The sequence below is a fragment of the Streptomyces sp. NBC_01171 genome (genome assembly GCF_045039805.1).
GTDB lineage: Bacteria > Actinomycetota > Actinomycetes > Streptomycetales > Streptomycetaceae > Streptomyces.
Window position 1 is genome coordinate 3970967 of the sequence record NZ_CP108609.1, and the last position, 17556, is coordinate 3988522.

Genomic DNA, 17556 nt, shown 5'->3' on the forward strand with positions numbered 1-17556 from the left:
CCCTCAGACATCAATAAAATAAGACAACGTCGGTCCGTTCTTTCCGCTGTCCGAGTGAGCCCTCCCGATAGGCTCTGGATCTCGAATGCGGAGCCCACGGCCTGCCCGGATGGTGGAATGCAGACACGGCGAGCTTAAACCTCGCTGCCCCTTCGCGGGCGTGCCGGTTCGAGTCCGGCTCCGGGCACATTCTCTTGTCGTGACGGACCGGCCGAAGCCGTTCGCTCAGCCCTCGTACACCGTCAGTACCGCGCCGTCGACCTCGATGCTGCGGCCCGCTCGCATGCCGTTGCGGCGCAGGGCGTCCAGGCAGGTGCGGAAGAGGGCCAGTTCGCCGGTGTCCAGGATGGCCGCGGCGAGGTCGAGCAGTTCGTGGACGGCCTGGTCGGTGAGGACCTCGGGGAGTTCGCCGGACAGGAGGACGACGGACTCGCCGTCCGGGCCCCGGACCACCGCGGTGGCCGGGCCGCCATGCACCAACAACACGTTCCCCCCAAGGGCCCGTGGTCGTGCGGCTCTCGCTCCTCGGGCAGGACGAGAGACTAGCGGGGGATCTCGGCCCGTTCGGGTGGACTTGCTTTCTTTTTCCGAGTTGACGGAAGCGCGGCCGGGTGAGGGCGCCGGCCGGACACCCCGCGACGCGCCCCGGTGCGCGGGTCAGTCCCGCTGGTCCGGCTTCGCCGCGCGGCCGAGCAGGGACTCCACCAGGGCGGTGACATGCCGGCGGTCGTCGGACGACAGCCGCTGCACGCTGGCGATGAGCAGGTCCACCTCGGGGTCACCGGAGCGGGGCGCGGCCGGGGTGTCGTCCGCCCCGGCCGGGTTGCCGTACACGTGGATGCCGCACGCCTCGGCGGCCGCCCGGCGGACGGTGTCCAGCGGGAGTTCGAGCCCCTTGGCCAGGCCCTCCAGAGTGCCGGCCTGGGGCATGCGCACCACGCGCTCGGTGGTGGCCAGATGGTGGACGGTGGAGCGGGGGACGCCGCCGCGACGTGCCACTTCGCCGTAGGACCAGCCTTCACGGTCCAGGCGTTCGCGGATCAACTGCTGCAGTGCGTTGGCCACCGTTGGTCACTTCCTGCTCGTCCTGCTCGCCGCTCGGCCGCACGTCCCTGTCGGGAGGGAGTCTACGGGCGAGTAGCTGAACGGCCGAAAGAGTGATTACCCAAAAGGGTTGCGGGCAGCCGCCGCGAGGGCCTAGTGTCCAATCTCGTTGGACAGCACGTCCGGCCAAGTTGGACAGAGTCCGGGGGGAACCTGACTCGGTCCGACCGGAAATGCCCATTTCCCGAGGGGGAAACACCATGATGGACGCCCACGAGCTCGAGGCCGAGTCCGCCGAACTGCTGCCCGGCCGCGAGGCCCTCGGCAAGCTGAAGTTCAGCTTCGGCAAGACGGTGAACGTCACCAAGCACGTCGCCCACATCGAGGCCGCCAACCAGTCGGCCGCGCTCAACGACCACTCGGCGTGGTCCGTCGCCAGCTCCGGCGCCTCGCAGGCCATCAGCGTCAGCCAGTAGTCCGGACCATCGGGAAACAGCAAGCAAGACAAGCAAGACAAGAGGGGAACACCATCATGAGCATGGACATGCGCGACCTGGACGCCGAGTCCGCGGAGCTGCTGCCGGGCCGCGAGGCCCTGGGCAAGCTGAAGTTCAGCTTCAACAAGACGGTGAACGTCACCAAGCACGTGGCCAACATCGAGGCCGCCAACCAGTCCGCCGCGCTCAACGACCACTCGCTGTGGTCGGACGCCCAGTCGCAGGCCGGACAGACGATCAGCGTCAAGCAGTAGCACCACCGCCGCGACGGCGGTCACGGGGGCGGACCGCGCCCGAGCACGGGGCGGTCCGCCCCCGCGGCCATGCCGGGGGAGGCGCGGCGGTGAGGCGGCATCGACGTGGCGTCAAGGTGGGGGGAGACCACAGATGACGGTGCTGGGGAACGGCACGACCACGCTGTACGACACCGGACCGCTGCCCGGACCCGGTGGCTGGCCGGTGACGTACGAGCAGGTGGCGACCGGCAGCCTGCCGGCAGCCGGGGTGCCGGCCCGGCCCGTCCCGCGGCTGAGCGCGGGGCTGCGGCTGCACGGTGAGTACCAGGGCTCGGGCTTCACCGAGCCCAAGTACATCGCCCGTCGGGGGGACGGGCAGGTCGTGCAGCTCTCACGCCTGCTGTACCTGGTGGCGTCGTCCGTCGACGGGGTCCGCGACGACGACACGATCGCCCACCGGGTCAGCGCGCGCTTCGGCCGCGAGGTCAGCGGTGAGAACATCCGCTACCTCGTGGAGAACAAGCTCGACCCGCTGGGCGTGACGGTTCCGGAGGGTCAGGAGAGCGACGAGGTCGACGCCCCCCGCTCCGACCTGCTGCTCGCCCTCAAGGGCCACCGGGTCATCTTCGACGAGCGGCGCACCGCCCGGATCGCCAAGTCGCTGGCCTGGCTGCACCGGCCGGTGGTGGTCGCGGCGGTGCTGCTGGCGGCCGTCGTCATGGACGTCTGGCTGTTCGGCTTCTTCGGCGCGATCGAACCGGTGCTGGAGGTGCTGGACCAGCCGGTGCTCATCCTGCTGGTCTTCGTGCTCACCGTGGCCTCGCTCGTCTTCCACGAGTTCGGTCACGCCTCCGCCTGCCGGTACGGCGGGGCGAGACCCGGCTGCATCGGCTGCGGGCTCTTCCTCATCTGGCCGTCGATGTACACCGACGTCACCGACGTCTACCGGATCAACAAGGCCGGGCGCATCCGCACCGACTTCGGCGGGGTGTACTTCAACGTCGTCTTCATGCTGGCCATGGCCGGCGCCTACTTCGCCACCGGGGAGCAGTTCTTCCTGGCCGCGGTCTACCTCGGCCACTTCGAGATCCTGGAACAGCTCATGCCCGCCGTCCGCCTGGACGGCTACTACATCCTGGGCGACCTCGCGGGCGTCCCGGACCTGTACGGCAAGATCAAGCCGATCCTGCTCTCCCTGGTGCCGGGCGAGCGGGGCCAGTCGGCCCGCCAGGAGGTCGCGGGGCTGAAGAAGTCCGCGCGCGCCATCGTCGCCACCTGGGTGCTGACCATGGTGCCGCTGATCATCGGCGAGCTGGGCTACGGGCTGTGGAACCTCCCCCGGATCATCAGCACGATGATCCGCTCGCTCACCGAGCAGGTCACCGGCACGGGGTCGGCGTTCGCGGCGGGGGACGTGCTGCCCGGCCTCGTCGGGGTGCTCGGCACGCTGATGCTGCTGTTCCCGATGGCCGGTGTCCTCTATCTCTCGGTGAAGATCGGCGGCCGGCTGTTCCGGCTCGCCAAGCGCTCCACGGCCGGGCGGCCCACCCTGCGCGTCGCGCTGTGCGGGCTGCTGCTCGCCGGGCTCGGCGGGCTGGCCTACGCCTGGATGTCCGGGGTGACCCCGCAACCGCTGCCGAAGAAGCCGCCCATCGCGCCGATCCTCCAGCCGGGGGTGCCCACCACGGCACCGCCGGCCCCGGACGCCTCGACGCCGGACGCCGGTCCCGGCCGCACCTCCGGCGGGCCGGGCGCGGTCCCCGGTGAGCCCTCGGTCTCACCGGGCACACCGGCCGAGGTCAAGCCGGGGGACCCGAGCGCCGGGGCCTCGGCGGGCGCCTCCGCCTCCGCGCCGCAGCCGTCCTCCGACTCGTCGACGGCACCGGACAAGCCGACGCGTGGCGAGGACGGGCCCCGGCAGAGCGAGAGCAGCGGCGGTGGCGGGGCCCCGGCCGGCCAGCCGTCCACGCAGCAGTCCGCGCCGGTCACCGAGACCTCCTCGGTCCCTTCGGAGAGCGCCGCACCGACGCCCACCTCCGAGCCCTCGACGGCGGCGCCCACCAGCGATTCACCGGCTCCGGTGTCGACGTCCTGACCGGACGGGAGCCGGTCCGCGCCGGCCGCCGAACCCGTCCCGGTCTCCCGGAGGGCTCGGCCGCCTCGGCCCCTCCGCCGAACCCGCTACGCCACCGCGCGGCGGCGGTCCGCCGTCCCGGTGCCGTCGTCCCGATCCCGTCGCGGTCCCCGGCCCGGCCGCGTCCGTGCGTGTGCCGGGCCTCGTCATCAGCACGTCCTTCATTCCTCGGGAGAGAACCCATGAGCAGCCACCGGAAACCACGCAGCAGTCCGTTCAACGGGCGGGCCGTCCGTACCGTCCTTCTCGCCGCCGGTGCCGCGGGCGTGGCCACCGCCGTGCCGGCGCACGCCGCGACCGGGCCCGTGCGGTCGGCCGCGGTGGTGTCGGACAGCGTGTTCACAGGCGCCAACCGGCTCCACCCCACCCAGGCCCGCGACTCCTTCACCGTCCGCCAGTTCGGCAAGGTCAACGCGACCTCCGTGCGCAACCAGGCGCACGCGGTCTCCATGGGCTGCTCGGTGGACGACCACTGCCGCTCGGTCGCGCTGTCCTTCCAGATCGTCACGGTCGCCGGGGACGCGCACCACCTGAAGGCGGTCAACGTCAGCGACGCGGCCAACAAGTACTGCGACGGCTGCCAGACGCTGGCCGGCGCCTACCAGTTCGTCGTCTCCACACCCCACCCGCTCTCGCTGGACGCCGGGGCCCGCCGCCGGTTGGCCGACATCCACCGCAGGCTGGACGCGCTGACCCGGTCCACGCTGCCCGCCACCGAGCTGCAGAAGCGGGTGGACGCCCTCGCGGGCGAGGTGAACGGCGTCCTCCAGACGGCCGTGGCCAAGGCGCCCAAGGGCACCGAGAAGCCGGACGTCACCCTGCACCGCCGACTGGACGGCTGGCCGGGCCACTGACCCCGGTCTGACCGTCCCTCCCGGCCGGCCGCCGGTTCCCGCGAGCGCCTCCCGCGGGGGACCGGCGGCCGGCCTCTTCCGCACGGGCCTGCGCATATAAAAGGACCGGGCCGGGAACATGGCCTCCGCGTGGTGCGTTGGTCAAGCACGGCGAAGGAAAGATCCTCCTTGAGGAGCACTGACGGTCCTTTGCCAATCCATTACTCTTGAGCCAAGGCTGCGCACGGCAGCCATGGAGGAGTGAAATGAGGAGCAGCAACCCGGTCTTCTCGCGCCGAGGGTTCGGCCGCGACAACGGCTACGCAGGCTTCGACACCGCACCGCAGGCCGGGTACGCGCAGGGCAACCCGTACGCGCAGAACCCTTACGCGCAGACCACCGTCGGCCAGGGCGCCCCGCCGCAGGCGCCGCCCGCGGCCGGCCGGATGACGATGGACGACGTGATCGTCCGCTCGGCGACCACGCTGGGCGTCGTCGTCCTCGGCGCGGTGCTCGCCTGGGCCCTGCTGCCGGTCTCCACGACCAGCTTCGGGCTGGCCTTCGGGTCCGCGATCGTCGCCATGGTCCTGGGTCTGGTGCAGAGCTTCAAGCGCAAGCCGTCGCCCGCGCTGATCCTGGGATACGCGGCCTTCGAGGGCGTATTCCTCGGGGTCATCAGCGAGATGTACAACAGCCGCTGGAGCGGCGCCCCCTTCCAGGCGGTGCTCGGCACCATGGCGGTCTCCGCCGCCACCCTGCTGGTCTACAAGGCCGGCTGGATTCGCGTCACCGCCCGGTACGCCCGGATCGGCATGGCCATCGCCCTCGCGTTCGTGCTGGCCATGGTGGTGAACCTGCTGCTGGTCGCGTTCGGGGTCGCCCCGGACGGCGGTCTGCGCGGCATGGGCCCGCTGGGCGCGATCGTCGGTGTCATCGCCATCCTGCTCGGCGCGTTCTTCCTGACGCTGGACTTCAAGCAGATCGAGGACGGCATCGCCTACGGTGCCCCGCGCGAGGAGTCCTGGCTCGCCGCCTTCGGACTCACCGTGTCCCTGGTCTGGATCTACCTGGAGATGCTGCGCCTGGTCGCCATCTTCAGCAACAACGACTAGCGCCCCGGCGCGACGGAGGGCCCCCGGTGCATGCGCGCCGGGGGCCCTCCGGCATGTGCGGGGCGGGGGTGGTCACCCCAGCTTCCGCGCGGCCCTCCTCAGGTCGTACTCGTGGACGAGGGCCTTGGCGTGGCCGTACGCGAGGTTGTGCTCGTGCCGGAGCCAGTTGACCTTGTCCTCGAAGCGGAAGAGGGACGGGCCCTCGTCGACGGTGCGCAGCCAGTCGGTGACTTCACGGCCGGTGCAGTGCGGGATGCGGGCGAGCAGGTTGCGGTGGGTCTCCTCGGAGAAGACTTGGGACATCGGCGCCTCCGGACACAAGGGGAATTAAGGCCGGTCCTTCAGGTCACCGTGCCCGAGCACGGGCCGCTTGGCAACAGTGCCCGCGTTACGCTCGGCGCGTGCTGGATACGACGCCTCTGACCAAAGCAGTGGAACTCTTCGCCGACCGGCTGCGGGCCGCCCCGCAGAGCCGGCTGCAGCGCGGCGCGGCCGCCGAGGCGCTGGCGGTGGCGCGGGAGCTGGCCCGGCGGGCGCAGGAGCTGGAGGAGCCGGGCAGCGAGCCGCGGGAGATGCCGGACGCCGGGATGTTCGCGGCGGCCGACCAGATCACGGTGGCCGGGCACGACCTGGCGGTCGCGCTGCGAAGCGAGGACCAGCTCGCGGAGGCGGTCGAGCTGGTCGAGGAGGCCCGCAAGCGGGCCGGTGTCTGAGGCGCGGGGTTTCGGAAGGCGCCGGGTTTGCGAAGGCGCCGGGCTACAGCGAGGCGATGACCCGGTCGGCGAGGACGTACACCGTCTCCTCGCCGCAGGCGAAGGTCAGCGTGAAGGCGCCGGAGATGCCCGAGCCGCCCAGCAGACAGGGGGCCTCGCCCTCCTGGAGCGCGGCGGCCAGCCGTTCGGCGGTCTCGCGGTGGCCCGGCGTCATGCAGAGCGTGGTGCCGTCGGCGAAGACATAGACGTCGAGCGTGCCCAGCGGGCCGGGGCGGACGTCGGCGAGGGCGGTGCCCTCCTCGGAGAGCCGCTCCAGGATGGTGACGGCGCGGTCCTCCTCGTCGCCCACCGGCGACTGCACAGGGACGAAGTCCGGGTGCGAGGGGTGGCGGCGGCGGGCCGCGGCCAGCTCGGGGGAGTCGCCGGAGAACTCGTCCGGCTCGATCACCGGCTCCGACACCGGCTCCAGGCCGGCGAAGTCGGACGGGCGGGGCAGGAACGTATCGGCGTCCAGGCCGTACAGCGGGGGCGGCGCGTCGGAGAGGTCACGGACCTCCTGCGCGGCCCAGAAGGCGCGGGCCTCGGCCAGCTCGCGCTCCCGCTCCTCGGCGAGCGCGGCGGCCACGGCCTCGCGTATCTCCTCCGCGTCGGCGGTGGTGCGGGCCGCGGGCAGCAGCGCGCGGATCTCGGCCGCCTGGTTCGCGGCGAGCTGGGTGTGCAGCTCGGCGATCTGGCGGCGCAGCCGCAGCACGGTGCACAGGACGGCGACGCCCACGGCGCCCGTGGCGGCCGTGGTGAGCAGCAGGGCGATGGACATGGCGCTCACTGACGTACTCCCAGGTTCAAAGTCGACCCCCGACTTCCTACCTCAGCTTGAAGGGTGGACTGACCGCCTGTCAGTGCGTAACGTCACGAAACGGACAGGGCTTTGGCCTCGGCGGCCTCTGGCGCCACTCGGGTCACTGCACTGACCTGCGTCGATCCCCCAGCGAGCGAGATAGGTCACACCCTGGGGGAGATTGGATCACAAAACGGCCCAGAACCAGGGGGCTTTACCGGGTTCTGGGCCGTTCTCGACCGACCGTGCGGAGACGGTCACCGAGGGTCGATCAAAAGGGGGTCAGCTCAGGCGCTCGATGACCATGGCCATGCCCTGGCCGCCGCCGACGCACATGGTCTCCAGACCGAACTGCTTGTCGTGGAACTGCAGGGAGTTGATCAGCGTGCCGGTGATGCGGGCGCCGGTCATGCCGAAGGGGTGGCCGACCGCGATGGCACCGCCGTTGACGTTGAGCCTGTCCAGGTCGATGCCCAGCTCCTGGTAGGAGGGGATCACCTGGGCGGCGAACGCCTCGTTGATCTCGACCAGGTCGATGTCGCCGACACCGAGCCCGGCGCGGCTCAGCGCCTGCTTGCTCGCCTCGACCGGGCCGAGGCCCATGATCTCGGGGGAGAGGCCGGAGACACCGGTGGAGACGATCCGGGCGAGCGGGGTCAGGCCCAGCTCGCGGGCCTTGGTGTCGCTCATGATGACCAGGGCCGCGGCACCGTCGTTCAGCGGGCAGCAGTTGGCCGCGGTGACCAGGCCGTCGGGGCGGAACACCGGCTTCAGGCCCTCGACGCCCTCCAGGCTGACGCCCGCGCGCGGGCCGTCGTCCTTGCCGACCACGGTGCCGTCGGGCAGCGTGACCGGGGTGATCTCGCGCTCCCAGAAGCCGTTCTTGATGGCCTCCTCGGCGAGATTCTGCGAGCGGACGCCGAACTCGTCCATCTCCCGGCGGCTGATGCCCTTGAGCCGGGCCAGGTTCTCGGCGGTCTGGCCCATGGCGATGTACGCGTCCGGGATCAGGCCGTCCTCGCGCGGGTCGTGCCAGGTGGTGCCCTCCTGCTCGGCGACGGCCGCGGTGCGGGCCTCGGCCTCGGCGAAGAGCGGGTTGCGCGTGTCCGGCAGGCTGTCGGAGTTGCCCTTGGTGAAGCGGGAGACCATCTCCACACCGGCGGAGATGAAGACGTCGCCCTCGCCCGCCTTGATGGCGTGCAGCGCCATCCGGGAGGTCTGGAGCGAGGAGGAGCAGTAGCGGGTGATCGTGCAGCCCGGCAGGTGGTCCATGCCCATCTGCACGGCCACGATCCGGCCGAGGTTGTTGCCCTGCTCGCCGCCGGGCAGGCCGCAGCCGAGCATCAGGTCGTCGATGTCCTTCGGGTCCAGCTCGGGGACCTTGGCGAGGGCCGCCTGGATGATCGTGGCGGTGAGGTCGTCCGGGCGCAGGTCCTTCAGGGAGCCCTTGAAGGCGCGGCCGATGGGGGAGCGGGCGGTCGACACGATGACGGCTTCGGGCATCACGGCTCCAGAGGCTTACGGGAATTCGGGCAGGGCCGAGTCGGAAGTTACCTGTACGTATGGTCCGGGTCACCGGTGCGGCGGTGTGACACTGGCCGCAATTGTCTAAGCGCTTGCTTGGCCAGTGTCATTCCCGTCAGGACGGTGTGACCGGTTCCGTCTCCCGCACCCGGCGGCGCCGGCGCCGCTTGAGCAGCGCCCATGGACCGCGGGGCCCGGTCGGCATCGCCGCCGCGACCTCCGTACCCGCCTCCGACGCCGCCTCGGCGGCCGCGCGGGCCACCGGCAGGAAGCCCTCCCGGCGCGAGGCGTCCGGCCGCTCCTCCTCGGCCGGCCACAGGCCGAGCGCCGCGCAGAGGGTGGGCAGCACCGCCATCGCCGCCGTCGCGTACCCCTCGGCCGAGGGGTGGTAGTGGTCCGGGCCGAACAGCTCGCGGGGGTTGGCCGCGAACTCCGGTCCCAGCAGGTCGCCCAGCGACACCGTCCGGCCGCCCTGCTCCACCGCCCCGATGGTCTGCGCCGCCGCCAACTGCCGCGAGGCGCGCCGGGCCAGCCAGCGCAGCGGCTGCCGCACCGGCTCGATGGTGCCGAGGTCGGGACAGGTGCCGACGACCACCTCGGCACCGGCCGAGCGCAGCCGCCGTACCGTCGCCGACAGGTGCCGCACCGAGCGGGTGGGCGGGATGCGGCGGGTGACGTCGTTGGCGCCGATCATGATCACGCAGATGTCGGGCGCGGCGATCGGGGCGGCCAGCACCAGCGCCACCTGCCGTTCCAGGTCGTCCGAGGTGGCGCCCGGCAGGGCGACGTTGCGCAGCGACACCGGCCGCTCCGCGACCGCCGCCAGCCCGGAGGCCAGCAGCGCGCCCGGTGTCTGGCCCGCCCGGTGCACGCCCTGCCCGGCGGCCGTGGAATCACCCAGCATGGCCAGCCGCAGCGGTGGCTCGCCGAACCGCCCGTACCCCGCGCCGTACACACCGTCCGCCAGGGGCACCCGGCCGGTGGCGCCGCCGTTGTTCACATGGCGCCGCGCCATCCGCATCTCCGTGAGCAGCAGCCCGACGGCGGCCGCCCCGACCAGCCCGACCCCGCCGCCGCCGTACGCCGCCCCGGCCGCGATGCGCCGGGCCACTCTCGCCCTCGACATGCTCGTCATGCGTCGCCGCCACCTCCTCGTAGCCGTACCCACTCCTTGCCCCGTACGGCATGTGCGCCAATCTCCACACTGAGTGAAGGCCCGTCCGCATCTCCTCCCGCTGGCCGTAGGCTGGCACAACCACGACGACCACAGTTTTTTGCAAGCAACCGGAGACAACGGTGCATTTCCACGACTCGATGATCAGCCTCGTCGGCAACACCCCGCTGGTGAGGCTCAACAACGTGACCGAGGGCATCCAGGCCACCGTCCTGGCCAAGGTGGAGTACTTCAACCCCGGCGGTTCCGTGAAGGACCGCATCGCCCTGCGCATGATCGAGGCGGCGGAGGCGAGCGGGGAGCTGAAGCCCGGAGGCACGATCGTCGAGCCGACCAGCGGAAACACCGGGGTCGGGCTCGCCATCGTGGCGCAGCAGAAGGGGTACAAGTGCATCTTCGTGTGCCCCGACAAGGTCAGCATGGACAAGATCAACGTGCTGCGCGCGTACGGCGCCGAGGTCGTGGTCTGCCCGACCGCCGTGGACCCCGAGCACCCGGACTCGTACTACAACGTCTCCGACCGGCTGGTCCGTGAGACGCCGGGCGCGTGGAAGCCCGACCAGTACTCCAACCCGAACAACCCGCTCTCGCACTATCACTCGACCGGTCCCGAGCTGTGGGAGCAGACGGACGGGAAGATCACCCACTTCGTGGCGGGCGTCGGCACCGGCGGCACCATCTCCGGCACCGGCAACTACCTCAAGGACGCCAGCGGCGGCAAGGTCAAGGTCATCGGTGCCGACCCGGAGGGCTCCGTCTACTCCGGCGGCTCCGGCCGCCCGTACCTGATCGAGGGCGTCGGCGAGGACTTCTGGCCGACCGCCTACGACCGGAACGTGGCCGACGGGATCGTGCCGGTCTCCGACAAGGACGCCTTCCAGATGACCCGCCGCCTCGCCAAGGAGGAGGGCCTGCTGGTCGGTGGCTCCTGCGGCATGGCGGTCGTCGCCGCGCTGCGCGTCGCGCAGGACCTCGGCCCGGACGACGTGGTGGTCGTCCTGCTCCCGGACAGCGGCCGCGGCTACCTGTCCAAGATCTTCAACGACGAGTGGATGGCCGACTACGGCTTCCTGGAGGACGAGGGCCCCAGCGCCCGCGTCGCCGACGTGCTCAAGGACAAGGCCGGCGGTGTCATCCCGTCCCTGGTCCACATGCACCCGGAGGAAACGGTCGGCCAGGCCATCGAGGTGCTGCGCGAGTACGGCGTCTCGCAGATGCCGGTCGTGAAGCCGGGCGCCGGTCACCCGGACGTGATGGCCGCCGAGGTCGTCGGCTCGGTCGTGGAGCGGGAGCTGCTGGACGCGCTGTTCTCCCAGCGGGCCTCGCTCGGCGACCCCCTGGAGAAGCACATGTCGGCCCCGCTGCCGCAGGTCGGCTCCGGTGAGCCGGTGGGCGACCTGATGTCGGTGCTCGGCGCGGCGGACGCGGCGATCGTCCTGGTCGAGGGCAAGCCGACCGGCGTGGTCAGCCGCCAGGACCTGCTGTCCTTCCTTGCCAAGGGCGCCAATCACTGACCGCCTTTGACCGGGCCGTGGTCCAAGTGGCACGAGCGTGTCACGTGCGCGCAGCACGTGCTTAACACGGGCCCGGCACAGTTGGTGGTGTCGGCAGGGCGGGAGCGGCTCCCCGCCCCGGCCGACGCCGAACGGCGCCCAGGAAACTCCGGAGCGGCTCCCGGACCTCCCACGGCGCCTCGGACGCGCACGGGCCTGACCCGACCCGCGTCCTTCGCGGGGACCGCCGTCGTCCCGCCCCCCTTCACCGGGGGTGCGGCGGTCCCCGCGAATGTTTTTACGGGGCCCTCCTACAGGGGTCTCAGCTCGTGGCGCTCGGTCCCGACGTGTCCACCGCCAAGGTGACGGCCAGGGCGCCCAGGACCGTGCCCATCGCGTAGCGCTGGATCTTGAGCCAGGACGGGCGGCGGGCCAGGAACGTGGCGATGGTGCCGGCGGCGAGGACGATGGTGAGGTTCACCGCCACGCTCACCGCGATCTGGCAGGAGCCCAGCAGGAGGCCCTGGGCGAGGACATGGCCCCGGTCCAGGTCGACGAACTGCGGGATCAGGGACAGGTACATGATGGCGATCTTCGGGTTGAGCAGGTTCGTCATCAGGCCCATCGTGAACAGCCTGCGGGGCGAGTCCGGCGGCACCTCGCGCGGGGCGAACACCGACACCCCGCCCGGCCGCAGTGCCGACCAGGCCAGATACGCGAGGTATCCCGCGCCGGCCAGCTTCACCGCGACGTACAGCTCCGGCACCGCGAGGAAGAGCACCGAGAGGCCGAGGTTGGCCGCCAGGAGGTAGGCGACGAAGCCCAGGGCCACCCCGCCGAGGGAGATGAGCCCGGCGCGTCTGCCCTGGGTGATGCTGCGGGAGACCAGGTAGATCATGTTCGGGCCCGGCGTGAGGACCATGCCGAGGGCCACCACCGTCACCCCCGGGGCCGCGCTGGGCTCGATGAGCATGGGAAGGTCCCCCGGTCTGTGCGTGAGCGGTATTGCCTTGAGGTTATGGACCGTCAATTCTCGGTGCAATAGCCGCTATTGTTCTCGGGGCAATGTCGTGGGAGGGGGCCCGGAGTGAGCGACTACCGGAGTGTGGCGGACGCGGTGGCCGAGGAGATCCGCAGCGGAGCCCTGCGCCCCGGCGACCGGCTGCCCCCGCAGCGCACGTTCGCCCGGCGGCACGGCATCGCCGACTCCACCGCCACCCGCGTCTACCGCGAACTCGCCCGCCGGGGCCTCACCGTGGGCGAGGTCGGCCGGGGCACCTACGTCCGCGCCGGAGCCGAGACCGCCGCCCCCGCCCTCACCGAACCGGCCGCCGCCCGCGTCGACCTGGAGCTGAACCACTCCACCCTGCACGGCCACGCCGACCTCCTCGCCGAGGGCCTCGCCCCGCTCACCCGGCCCGACATCCTCGGCGACGCCCTCCGCCCGGTCGGCGCCGCCGGCACCCCCGCCGCCCGCGAGGCCGCCGTCGACCTGCTCGCCCGAGGCGGCTGGCGCCCCGACCCCGGCCAGGTGCTGTTCGCCGGGAACGGCCGCCAGGCCGTCTCCGCCGCCGTCGCCGCCCTGGTCCCGCCCGGTGGCCGGCTCGGGGTGGAGGAGCTGACGTACCCCGTCATCCGTACGGTCGCCGCCCGGCTCGGTGTCACCCTCGTACCGCTCGCCATGGACGAGGCGGGGCTCGTCCCCGGCGCCGTCGAGCAGGCCCACCGGCGCGCCCCGCTGCACGCCGTCTACACGCAGCCGACCCTGCACAACCCGCTCTCGCTCACCGCCCCGCCCGCCCGGCTGGCCGCGCTCGCCGGGGTGCTGACCCGGCTGGACCTCCCCGTGGTGGAGGACGCCGTCTGGGGCTTCCTGCACGGCGAACTCCCGCCATTCGCTGCCCTGTTGCCCGAGCGGACGGTGCTCGTCGACAGCCTCTCCAAGCGCGTCGCCCCCGGCCTCACCCTCGGCTTTCTCGTCGCACCGCCCGCCCGCACCGACGCCCTGGCCACCTCGCTGCGCTCCGGCGGCTGGACCCCGATGCGCTTCGCCCTGGAGGTCATGCGCCGCTGGCAGTGCGACGGCACCGCGGACCGGCTCGTGGCCGACAAGCGCCGGGACGCGGCCGGGCGGCAGGCGCTCATGGCGCGGCGGCTCGACGGGTTCGACGTGCGCGGGGACGCCCGCGCCTACCACTGCTGGTGGCGGCTGCCCGAGGGCTGGCGGGCGGACACCTTCGTCGCCGCCGCCGCGCGGCACGGCATCGCCGTCGCCCCGGCCGCCGCCTTCGCCGTCCGCCGCGACAGCGCCCCGCACGCCGTCCGGCTCGCCCTCGCCTCCCCGCCCGCCGACGTGCTCGGCTCCGCCCTGGACACCCTGGCCGGGATCGCCCGGTCCGCGCCGGAGGATCTGCTCGCCGACTGACGGTCGGCCCGCCGCGCTGTATAAAGGTATGCAGGGCGTATCGCGTCTGAATAGGCGACGGTGCCCGACCCCGCCCCGGCGCTGTACCCTCCGTACTTTCCGCGCGGGGGCGTCCAGGACCCGACGACATCTGGAGGGGGAGCGCGGCATGAGCGCGAGCGACAGCCCTGCGAACCGGTTGCAGGCGCTCTTCGAGGGGCACCGGCTCACGCCCACCCAGCGCCGCATCGCGCACAGCATGGTGCGCCGCGCCGCCGACGTGCCGTTCCTGTCCAGCGTGGAACTGGCCGAGCTGGCCGGGGTCAGCCAGCCCTCGGTCACCCGGTTCGCGGTCGCCCTCGGCTTCGACGGCTATCCGGCGCTCCGCCGCCATCTGCGCGAGGTCGTCCCCGCCGAACCGGTCGCGGACAACGGCGCGTTCAACGAGTACCAGCAGGCCGTCGAGGCCGAGATCGAGAACCTGCGCCACCTCGCCGAACTCCTCGCCGACCCGGCCCCCGTCCAGCGCGCCGGCCGTGTCCTGGCCGCATCCCGTCCGCTGCCGGTGCTCGGTCTGCGCGCCGCCGCCCCGCAGGCGTTCGGCTTCGCCTACTTCGCCGCCAAGGTCCACCCCGACGTCCGGCTGCTCGACGAGGGCGGCTCGATGGTGCAGGACCGCATCGACACCGCCGTACGGGCCGGTGCCTCCGCGCTGCTCTGCTTCGCGCTGCCCCGGCACCCGCGCGAGGTGCTGGACACCCTCGCGTACGCCAGGGAGGCCGGGCTGACGATCGTCACGGTGGCCGACTCCGCGTTCGCGCCGGTCGCCAAGTACTCCGACCTGCTGCTGCCCGCCGCCGTCGGCACCGGGCTCGCCTTCGACACCGCGTGCGCGCCGATGCTGCTGGGCCGGGTGCTGCTGGAGGCGCTGTGCGACGGGCTGCCCGACGCACAGGCCCGGCTGGAGGAGTTCGACGCGCGGGCCTCGGCCCGGGGGCTCTTCGTGGAGTGACCGGCGCGCCCCAGCCTCGTCTCTGGTTGCCTCGTCAACCTGCCGCGCGAACGTCGGACACGGTGACGCGGGAGGCCGACGTGGCGCGTAGTGGCCGGCGGTCTGCTGCTCGCCGGTGCGGGCGCCGGGCTCCGGCTGAAGGCGGGGTGGATCGGGCGCCGCGAACGGGCGCTGGACGCGCTGCTCCGGGTCCGCGTCGACTGGCTGGACCAGCGCGGCGGAGCCCCGGCCGGCAAGGCCGTACGGGGGCTGCGGGGTACGGGCGTCGCGGCGGGCGACGCGACCCCCGGCGGGGCCCGCCGCCGTGCCACGGCGTCGGTCAGGAGGGCCGGCTCAGACCTCCAGCTCGCTCTCGATCCGCTTCAACTGGTGGCGGGCCATCGCCAGGTTGGCCCGGCCGTCCAGCACCAGGTAGAGGAACAAGCCGTTGCCGCCCCGGCCCTTCAGCAGCCGGATCAGGTGGTACTGGTCGCTCAGCGTGATCAGGATGTCCTCGATCTCGGCGTTGAGCCCCAGGTGCTCCATGGTGCGCATCTTGGCGCGGATCACATCGGTGTTGCCCGCGGCGGCGACGTTCAGGTCGAACGTCTTGCTGCCGCCCAGCGTGCCCAGCGCCATGCCGCTGGTGTAGTCGACGAGCGCGACGCCGGTGGCACCCTCGATGGAGGTGAGCGCCTCTTTCAGTGCCGTTTCGGTGTTCGCCATGGTTCTGCTGTCCTTTCGGAGGTTCAACTCTCGGTTGCGGTCGGTGTTTCGGTGGCCGCGGCCCGCGGGGTGCGGGTGACGGCGCGGGTGCGGGCGGGCGCGGGCCGGGCGGGCCGCTCCGGCGGGCGGCGCCGGGCCTCGGCCTCGGCGGCGTCGAGCAGATCCCCGACGCGGGCGCCCGCCCGGCGGCCCTCCAGGTGCAGCCGCCCGACGTTGACCCGGTCCTGCGCGAGCAGCGTCAGTACGGCGGTGCGGCCGGCCGCGTAGGTGGCGACATAGCCGCGCTCGCCGCGTACCAGCAGCTCCCGGAAGCCGCCGTTGCCGGTGGCGTCGGCGAGCCGGACGGCGACGCCCAGCGAGGCCGCGGTGAGCGCCGCCAGCCCGTCGGGGTCGACGCCGGGTGTGTCGTGGGCGACGACCAGGCCGTCCACACCCGCCGCCAGGGCGCCGGTGAGCTGGGGTACGCGCGTGCGCAGCCGCCGCAGCTCGTCCACGACGGCGGCCAGATCCGATGCGGGCAGCATCAGCTCTCTCCTCTCGGCGGGCGGTTGCCGTTCAAAGCGCCTCCAGCGCATTCCTGAGCCTCTTCAGCAGCGCGATGTCGGGGTCGGTGACGGTGAGCGGGGCGGGCGGGTGGAATCCCGCGGGCGGCGGGTCCGGCGCGGTCGGCACCGGCATCGGCGCCAGCAGCCCGTCCGCCGTGAGCCGCCGTACGTCCACCAGGGTGTGGAACGCCTGGCGCCCCAGGTCGTGGGCGATCCCCAGCGCGGTACGGACCCCGTCCACCCGCTCCAGCACCGCCCGGCGGCGGGGCGGGACCGGGGCCGCGCCCACCGGGGCGGCCCGGATCAGCGGGGCGCTGTCGGCGGCCGGGTCGGGCCAGAGCCGGTGCAGCAGCAGGCGCCGGCGCAGCGTCTCCCGCTCCAGCGCCACCACCGGCACCGAGGGCAGCGGGCCCAGCCGGGGCGCGCCGTCGTAGCGGAACCGGCCCGGGGTGCTGCTCGGCGCGAGGGCGAAGTACCCGGCGTCGTACAGCGCGTCCAGGTGGCACAGCTCCAGCGCGCCCTCCGGCAGCAGCCCGGCGTCGAGCAGCAGCCGGGCGGCGTCCGCGGGGCTGGCGGAGTGCTCGGTGGCGCGCTGCCAGGCGGTCGCCGCGAGGGTGCCATGGGCGGTGAGGAGCACGCCGAGGCCGGGGGCGAGCGGACTCTCGGCGTGCACCACTCTGCCCTGGGCCAGGTAGAGGGTGCCGTGCTCGCGGACGAGGACACCGGTGGCCTCTTCCTCCGCCAGCCGTCTGAGCATCGGGGACAGGGCGCCCGCGGCCACATCGCGCTGGTCGCTCCGGTCCCGCACGGGCAGCGGCGGGGGTATGTCCACCACGGTCATCCCAGCACCAGCCGGTCGGCCATCTCGCCGAGCCTGATCCGGGCGAGCGCGAGATTGCCCTCCGCGCGGCCCACCCACAGATGGAGGAAGACGCTGCTGTCGAAGGACGTGTCCACGAACCGCAGCAGGTGATAGCTGTCGTGGTTGCTGACGATCACGTCCTCGACGGGCGGCCGCCCCTCCTCGCCCTCCCCGGCCGAGAAGGCGCCGTGCTCGGCGGCCAGCCGGGCCAGTTCGGCCGCCTCGGCGGCCGTCGTCTCGTGGTCACCGCCGGGCGCCTCGCCGACCGTGCCGAGGGCCAGTCCGCTCGTCCAGTCCACCAGCGCGGCCCCCCGAGCGCCGGGCAAGCGCATGGCTTCCAGTAAGCATTCGTCGATTCCGGGCACCGTGGGCTCCCCTCCCCGCCTGGGACTCCGGCTCAGTGACACCGACACTACGCAACGTGTGCGGG

General features: G+C 72.7%; 20 protein-coding genes, 1 tRNA gene and 1 pseudogene. 11 read left to right on the forward strand and 11 right to left on the reverse strand.

What is annotated here, in order from left to right; all coding sequences use genetic code 11:
- Positions 1-103: 103 nt before the first annotated feature.
- Positions 104-187 (forward strand) — tRNA-Leu (locus OG448_RS18380).
- 38 nt (positions 188-225) lie between these two features.
- On the opposite strand, the gene OG448_RS18385 is transcribed toward OG448_RS18380, so the two are convergent.
- Both OG448_RS18385 and OG448_RS18390 read right to left on the reverse strand, forming a co-directional pair.
- Positions 226-486: a hypothetical protein gene (locus OG448_RS18385; RefSeq protein ID WP_391298847.1), complete on the reverse strand. Its 261-nt coding sequence runs from the start codon at positions 484-486 to the stop codon at positions 226-228.
- Between the two features lie 171 nt (positions 487-657).
- Positions 658-1065: a helix-turn-helix domain-containing protein gene (locus OG448_RS18390; protein WP_393607231.1), complete on the reverse strand. Its 408-nt coding sequence runs from the start codon at positions 1063-1065 to the stop codon at positions 658-660.
- A gap of 239 nt (positions 1066-1304) precedes the next feature.
- Between OG448_RS18390 and OG448_RS18395 the strand changes: the two genes are divergently transcribed.
- The 5 genes from OG448_RS18395 (at position 1305) to OG448_RS18415 (ending at position 5856) form a co-directional block, all read left to right on the forward strand.
- On the forward strand, positions 1305-1520 hold the full coding sequence (locus OG448_RS18395) for a hypothetical protein (RefSeq protein WP_405555164.1): 216 nt from the start codon (positions 1305-1307) through the stop codon (positions 1518-1520).
- A gap of 56 nt (positions 1521-1576) precedes the next feature.
- Positions 1577-1795, forward strand: a complete 219-nt coding sequence (locus OG448_RS18400) for a hypothetical protein (RefSeq protein ID WP_030814261.1) — start codon at positions 1577-1579, stop codon at positions 1793-1795.
- Positions 1796-1928: 133 nt separating this feature from the next.
- A complete protein-coding gene (locus OG448_RS18405) occupies positions 1929-3872 on the forward strand; it encodes a hypothetical protein (RefSeq protein ID WP_405555166.1) in 1944 nt (647 codons plus the stop codon).
- Positions 3873-4093: 221 nt separating this feature from the next.
- Positions 4094-4765 (forward strand): hypothetical protein, encoded by a 672-nt coding sequence (locus OG448_RS18410; RefSeq protein WP_405555168.1) that lies wholly within the window; start codon positions 4094-4096, stop codon positions 4763-4765.
- Between the two features lie 245 nt (positions 4766-5010).
- Positions 5011-5856 (forward strand): Bax inhibitor-1/YccA family protein, encoded by an 846-nt coding sequence (locus OG448_RS18415; RefSeq protein ID WP_405555170.1) that lies wholly within the window; start codon positions 5011-5013, stop codon positions 5854-5856.
- A 72-nt stretch (positions 5857-5928) separates the two neighbouring features.
- Here OG448_RS18415 and OG448_RS18420 read toward each other — a convergent pair whose 3' ends face one another.
- Entirely contained in the window at positions 5929-6159 is a 231-nt protein-coding gene (locus tag OG448_RS18420; RefSeq protein WP_031184306.1) for a DUF4287 domain-containing protein, read from the reverse strand.
- 98 nt (positions 6160-6257) lie between these two features.
- Here OG448_RS18420 and OG448_RS18425 point away from each other — a divergent pair, with 98 nt between their 5' ends.
- On the forward strand, positions 6258-6569 hold the full coding sequence (locus tag OG448_RS18425; protein WP_405555171.1) for a hypothetical protein: 312 nt from the start codon (positions 6258-6260) through the stop codon (positions 6567-6569).
- Between the two features lie 43 nt (positions 6570-6612).
- On the opposite strand, the gene OG448_RS18430 is transcribed toward OG448_RS18425, so the two are convergent.
- The 3 genes from OG448_RS18430 to OG448_RS18440 all read right to left on the reverse strand — a co-directional run bounded on the left by OG448_RS18430 (position 6613) and on the right by OG448_RS18440 (position 10066).
- Entirely contained in the window at positions 6613-7395 is a 783-nt protein-coding gene (locus tag OG448_RS18430; protein WP_391298834.1) for a hypothetical protein, read from the reverse strand.
- A 294-nt stretch (positions 7396-7689) separates the two neighbouring features.
- Entirely contained in the window at positions 7690-8910 is a 1221-nt protein-coding gene (locus OG448_RS18435; protein WP_405555173.1) for an acetyl-CoA C-acetyltransferase, read from the reverse strand.
- 136 nt (positions 8911-9046) lie between these two features.
- Complete coding sequence (locus OG448_RS18440) at positions 9047-10066, reverse strand: SGNH/GDSL hydrolase family protein (RefSeq protein WP_405555175.1); 1020 nt, start codon at positions 10064-10066, stop codon at positions 9047-9049.
- A gap of 161 nt (positions 10067-10227) precedes the next feature.
- On the opposite strand from OG448_RS18440, the gene OG448_RS18445 reads away from it, so the two are divergent.
- Positions 10228-11619, forward strand: a complete 1392-nt coding sequence (locus tag OG448_RS18445; protein WP_405555177.1) for a cystathionine beta-synthase — start codon at positions 10228-10230, stop codon at positions 11617-11619.
- Between the two features lie 301 nt (positions 11620-11920).
- Here the strand turns inward: OG448_RS18445 and OG448_RS18450 are convergent, their stop codons facing one another.
- The gene (locus OG448_RS18450) at positions 11921-12571 is read right to left on the reverse strand and encodes a LysE family translocator (RefSeq protein ID WP_405555179.1); all 651 of its coding nucleotides are present in this window, start codon (positions 12569-12571) and stop codon (positions 11921-11923) included.
- A gap of 114 nt (positions 12572-12685) precedes the next feature.
- Between OG448_RS18450 and OG448_RS18455 the strand changes: the two genes are divergently transcribed.
- The 3 genes and pseudogenes from OG448_RS18455 to OG448_RS18465 form a co-directional block, all read left to right on the forward strand.
- Complete coding sequence (locus OG448_RS18455) at positions 12686-14023, forward strand: PLP-dependent aminotransferase family protein (protein WP_405555181.1); 1338 nt, start codon at positions 12686-12688, stop codon at positions 14021-14023.
- A 148-nt stretch (positions 14024-14171) separates the two neighbouring features.
- Positions 14172-15014, forward strand: coding sequence for a MurR/RpiR family transcriptional regulator (locus OG448_RS18460; protein WP_405555183.1), 843 nt, complete (start codon positions 14172-14174; stop codon positions 15012-15014).
- Between the two features lie 93 nt (positions 15015-15107).
- A pseudogene (locus tag OG448_RS18465) lies at positions 15108-15335 on the forward strand (hypothetical protein); the annotation flags it as partial.
- Positions 15336-15347: 12 nt separating this feature from the next.
- Here OG448_RS18465 and OG448_RS18470 read toward each other — a convergent pair.
- From OG448_RS18470 to OG448_RS18485, 4 genes are read right to left on the reverse strand one after another with little or no spacing between them, the layout of a single operon-like run.
- Positions 15348-15719: a hypothetical protein gene (locus OG448_RS18470; RefSeq protein WP_030814321.1), complete on the reverse strand. Its 372-nt coding sequence runs from the start codon at positions 15717-15719 to the stop codon at positions 15348-15350.
- A 23-nt stretch (positions 15720-15742) separates the two neighbouring features.
- On the reverse strand, positions 15743-16243 hold the full coding sequence (locus OG448_RS18475) for a roadblock/LC7 domain-containing protein (RefSeq protein ID WP_405555184.1): 501 nt from the start codon (positions 16241-16243) through the stop codon (positions 15743-15745).
- Between the two features lie 31 nt (positions 16244-16274).
- Positions 16275-17105, reverse strand: coding sequence for a transcriptional regulator (locus tag OG448_RS18480; protein WP_405555186.1), 831 nt, complete (start codon positions 17103-17105; stop codon positions 16275-16277).
- Complete coding sequence (locus OG448_RS18485) at positions 17102-17491, reverse strand: hypothetical protein (protein ID WP_405555187.1); 390 nt, start codon at positions 17489-17491, stop codon at positions 17102-17104. The genes OG448_RS18480 and OG448_RS18485 overlap by 4 nt, the downstream gene beginning before the upstream one ends.
- Positions 17492-17556 lie beyond the last annotated feature (65 nt).

What these genes read in the sequence shown, in the direction of transcription:
- OG448_RS18395 (WP_405555164.1), top strand. Translation starts at nt 1,305, where the DNA reads ATGATGGACGCCCACGAGCTCGAGGCCGAGTCCGCCGAACTGCTGCCC.
- OG448_RS18400 (WP_030814261.1), top strand. Translation starts at nt 1,577, where the DNA reads ATGAGCATGGACATGCGCGACCTGGACGCCGAGTCCGCGGAGCTGCTG.
- OG448_RS18405 (WP_405555166.1), top strand. Translation starts at nt 1,929, where the DNA reads ATGACGGTGCTGGGGAACGGCACGACCACGCTGTACGACACCGGACCG.
- OG448_RS18410 (WP_405555168.1), top strand. Translation starts at nt 4,094, where the DNA reads ATGAGCAGCCACCGGAAACCACGCAGCAGTCCGTTCAACGGGCGGGCC.
- OG448_RS18415 (WP_405555170.1), top strand. Translation starts at nt 5,011, where the DNA reads ATGAGGAGCAGCAACCCGGTCTTCTCGCGCCGAGGGTTCGGCCGCGAC.
- OG448_RS18420 (WP_031184306.1), bottom strand. Translation starts at nt 6,159, where the DNA reads ATGTCCCAAGTCTTCTCCGAGGAGACCCACCGCAACCTGCTCGCCCGC.
- OG448_RS18435 (WP_405555173.1), bottom strand. Translation starts at nt 8,910, where the DNA reads ATGCCCGAAGCCGTCATCGTGTCGACCGCCCGCTCCCCCATCGGCCGC.
- OG448_RS18440 (WP_405555175.1), bottom strand. Translation starts at nt 10,066, where the DNA reads ATGACGAGCATGTCGAGGGCGAGAGTGGCCCGGCGCATCGCGGCCGGG.
- OG448_RS18450 (WP_405555179.1), bottom strand. Translation starts at nt 12,571, where the DNA reads ATGCTCATCGAGCCCAGCGCGGCCCCGGGGGTGACGGTGGTGGCCCTC.
- OG448_RS18460 (WP_405555183.1), top strand. Translation starts at nt 14,172, where the DNA reads ATGAGCGCGAGCGACAGCCCTGCGAACCGGTTGCAGGCGCTCTTCGAG.
- OG448_RS18470 (WP_030814321.1), bottom strand. Translation starts at nt 15,719, where the DNA reads ATGGCGAACACCGAAACGGCACTGAAAGAGGCGCTCACCTCCATCGAG.
- OG448_RS18475 (WP_405555184.1), bottom strand. Translation starts at nt 16,243, where the DNA reads ATGCTGCCCGCATCGGATCTGGCCGCCGTCGTGGACGAGCTGCGGCGG.
- OG448_RS18480 (WP_405555186.1), bottom strand. Translation starts at nt 17,105, where the DNA reads ATGACCGTGGTGGACATACCCCCGCCGCTGCCCGTGCGGGACCGGAGC.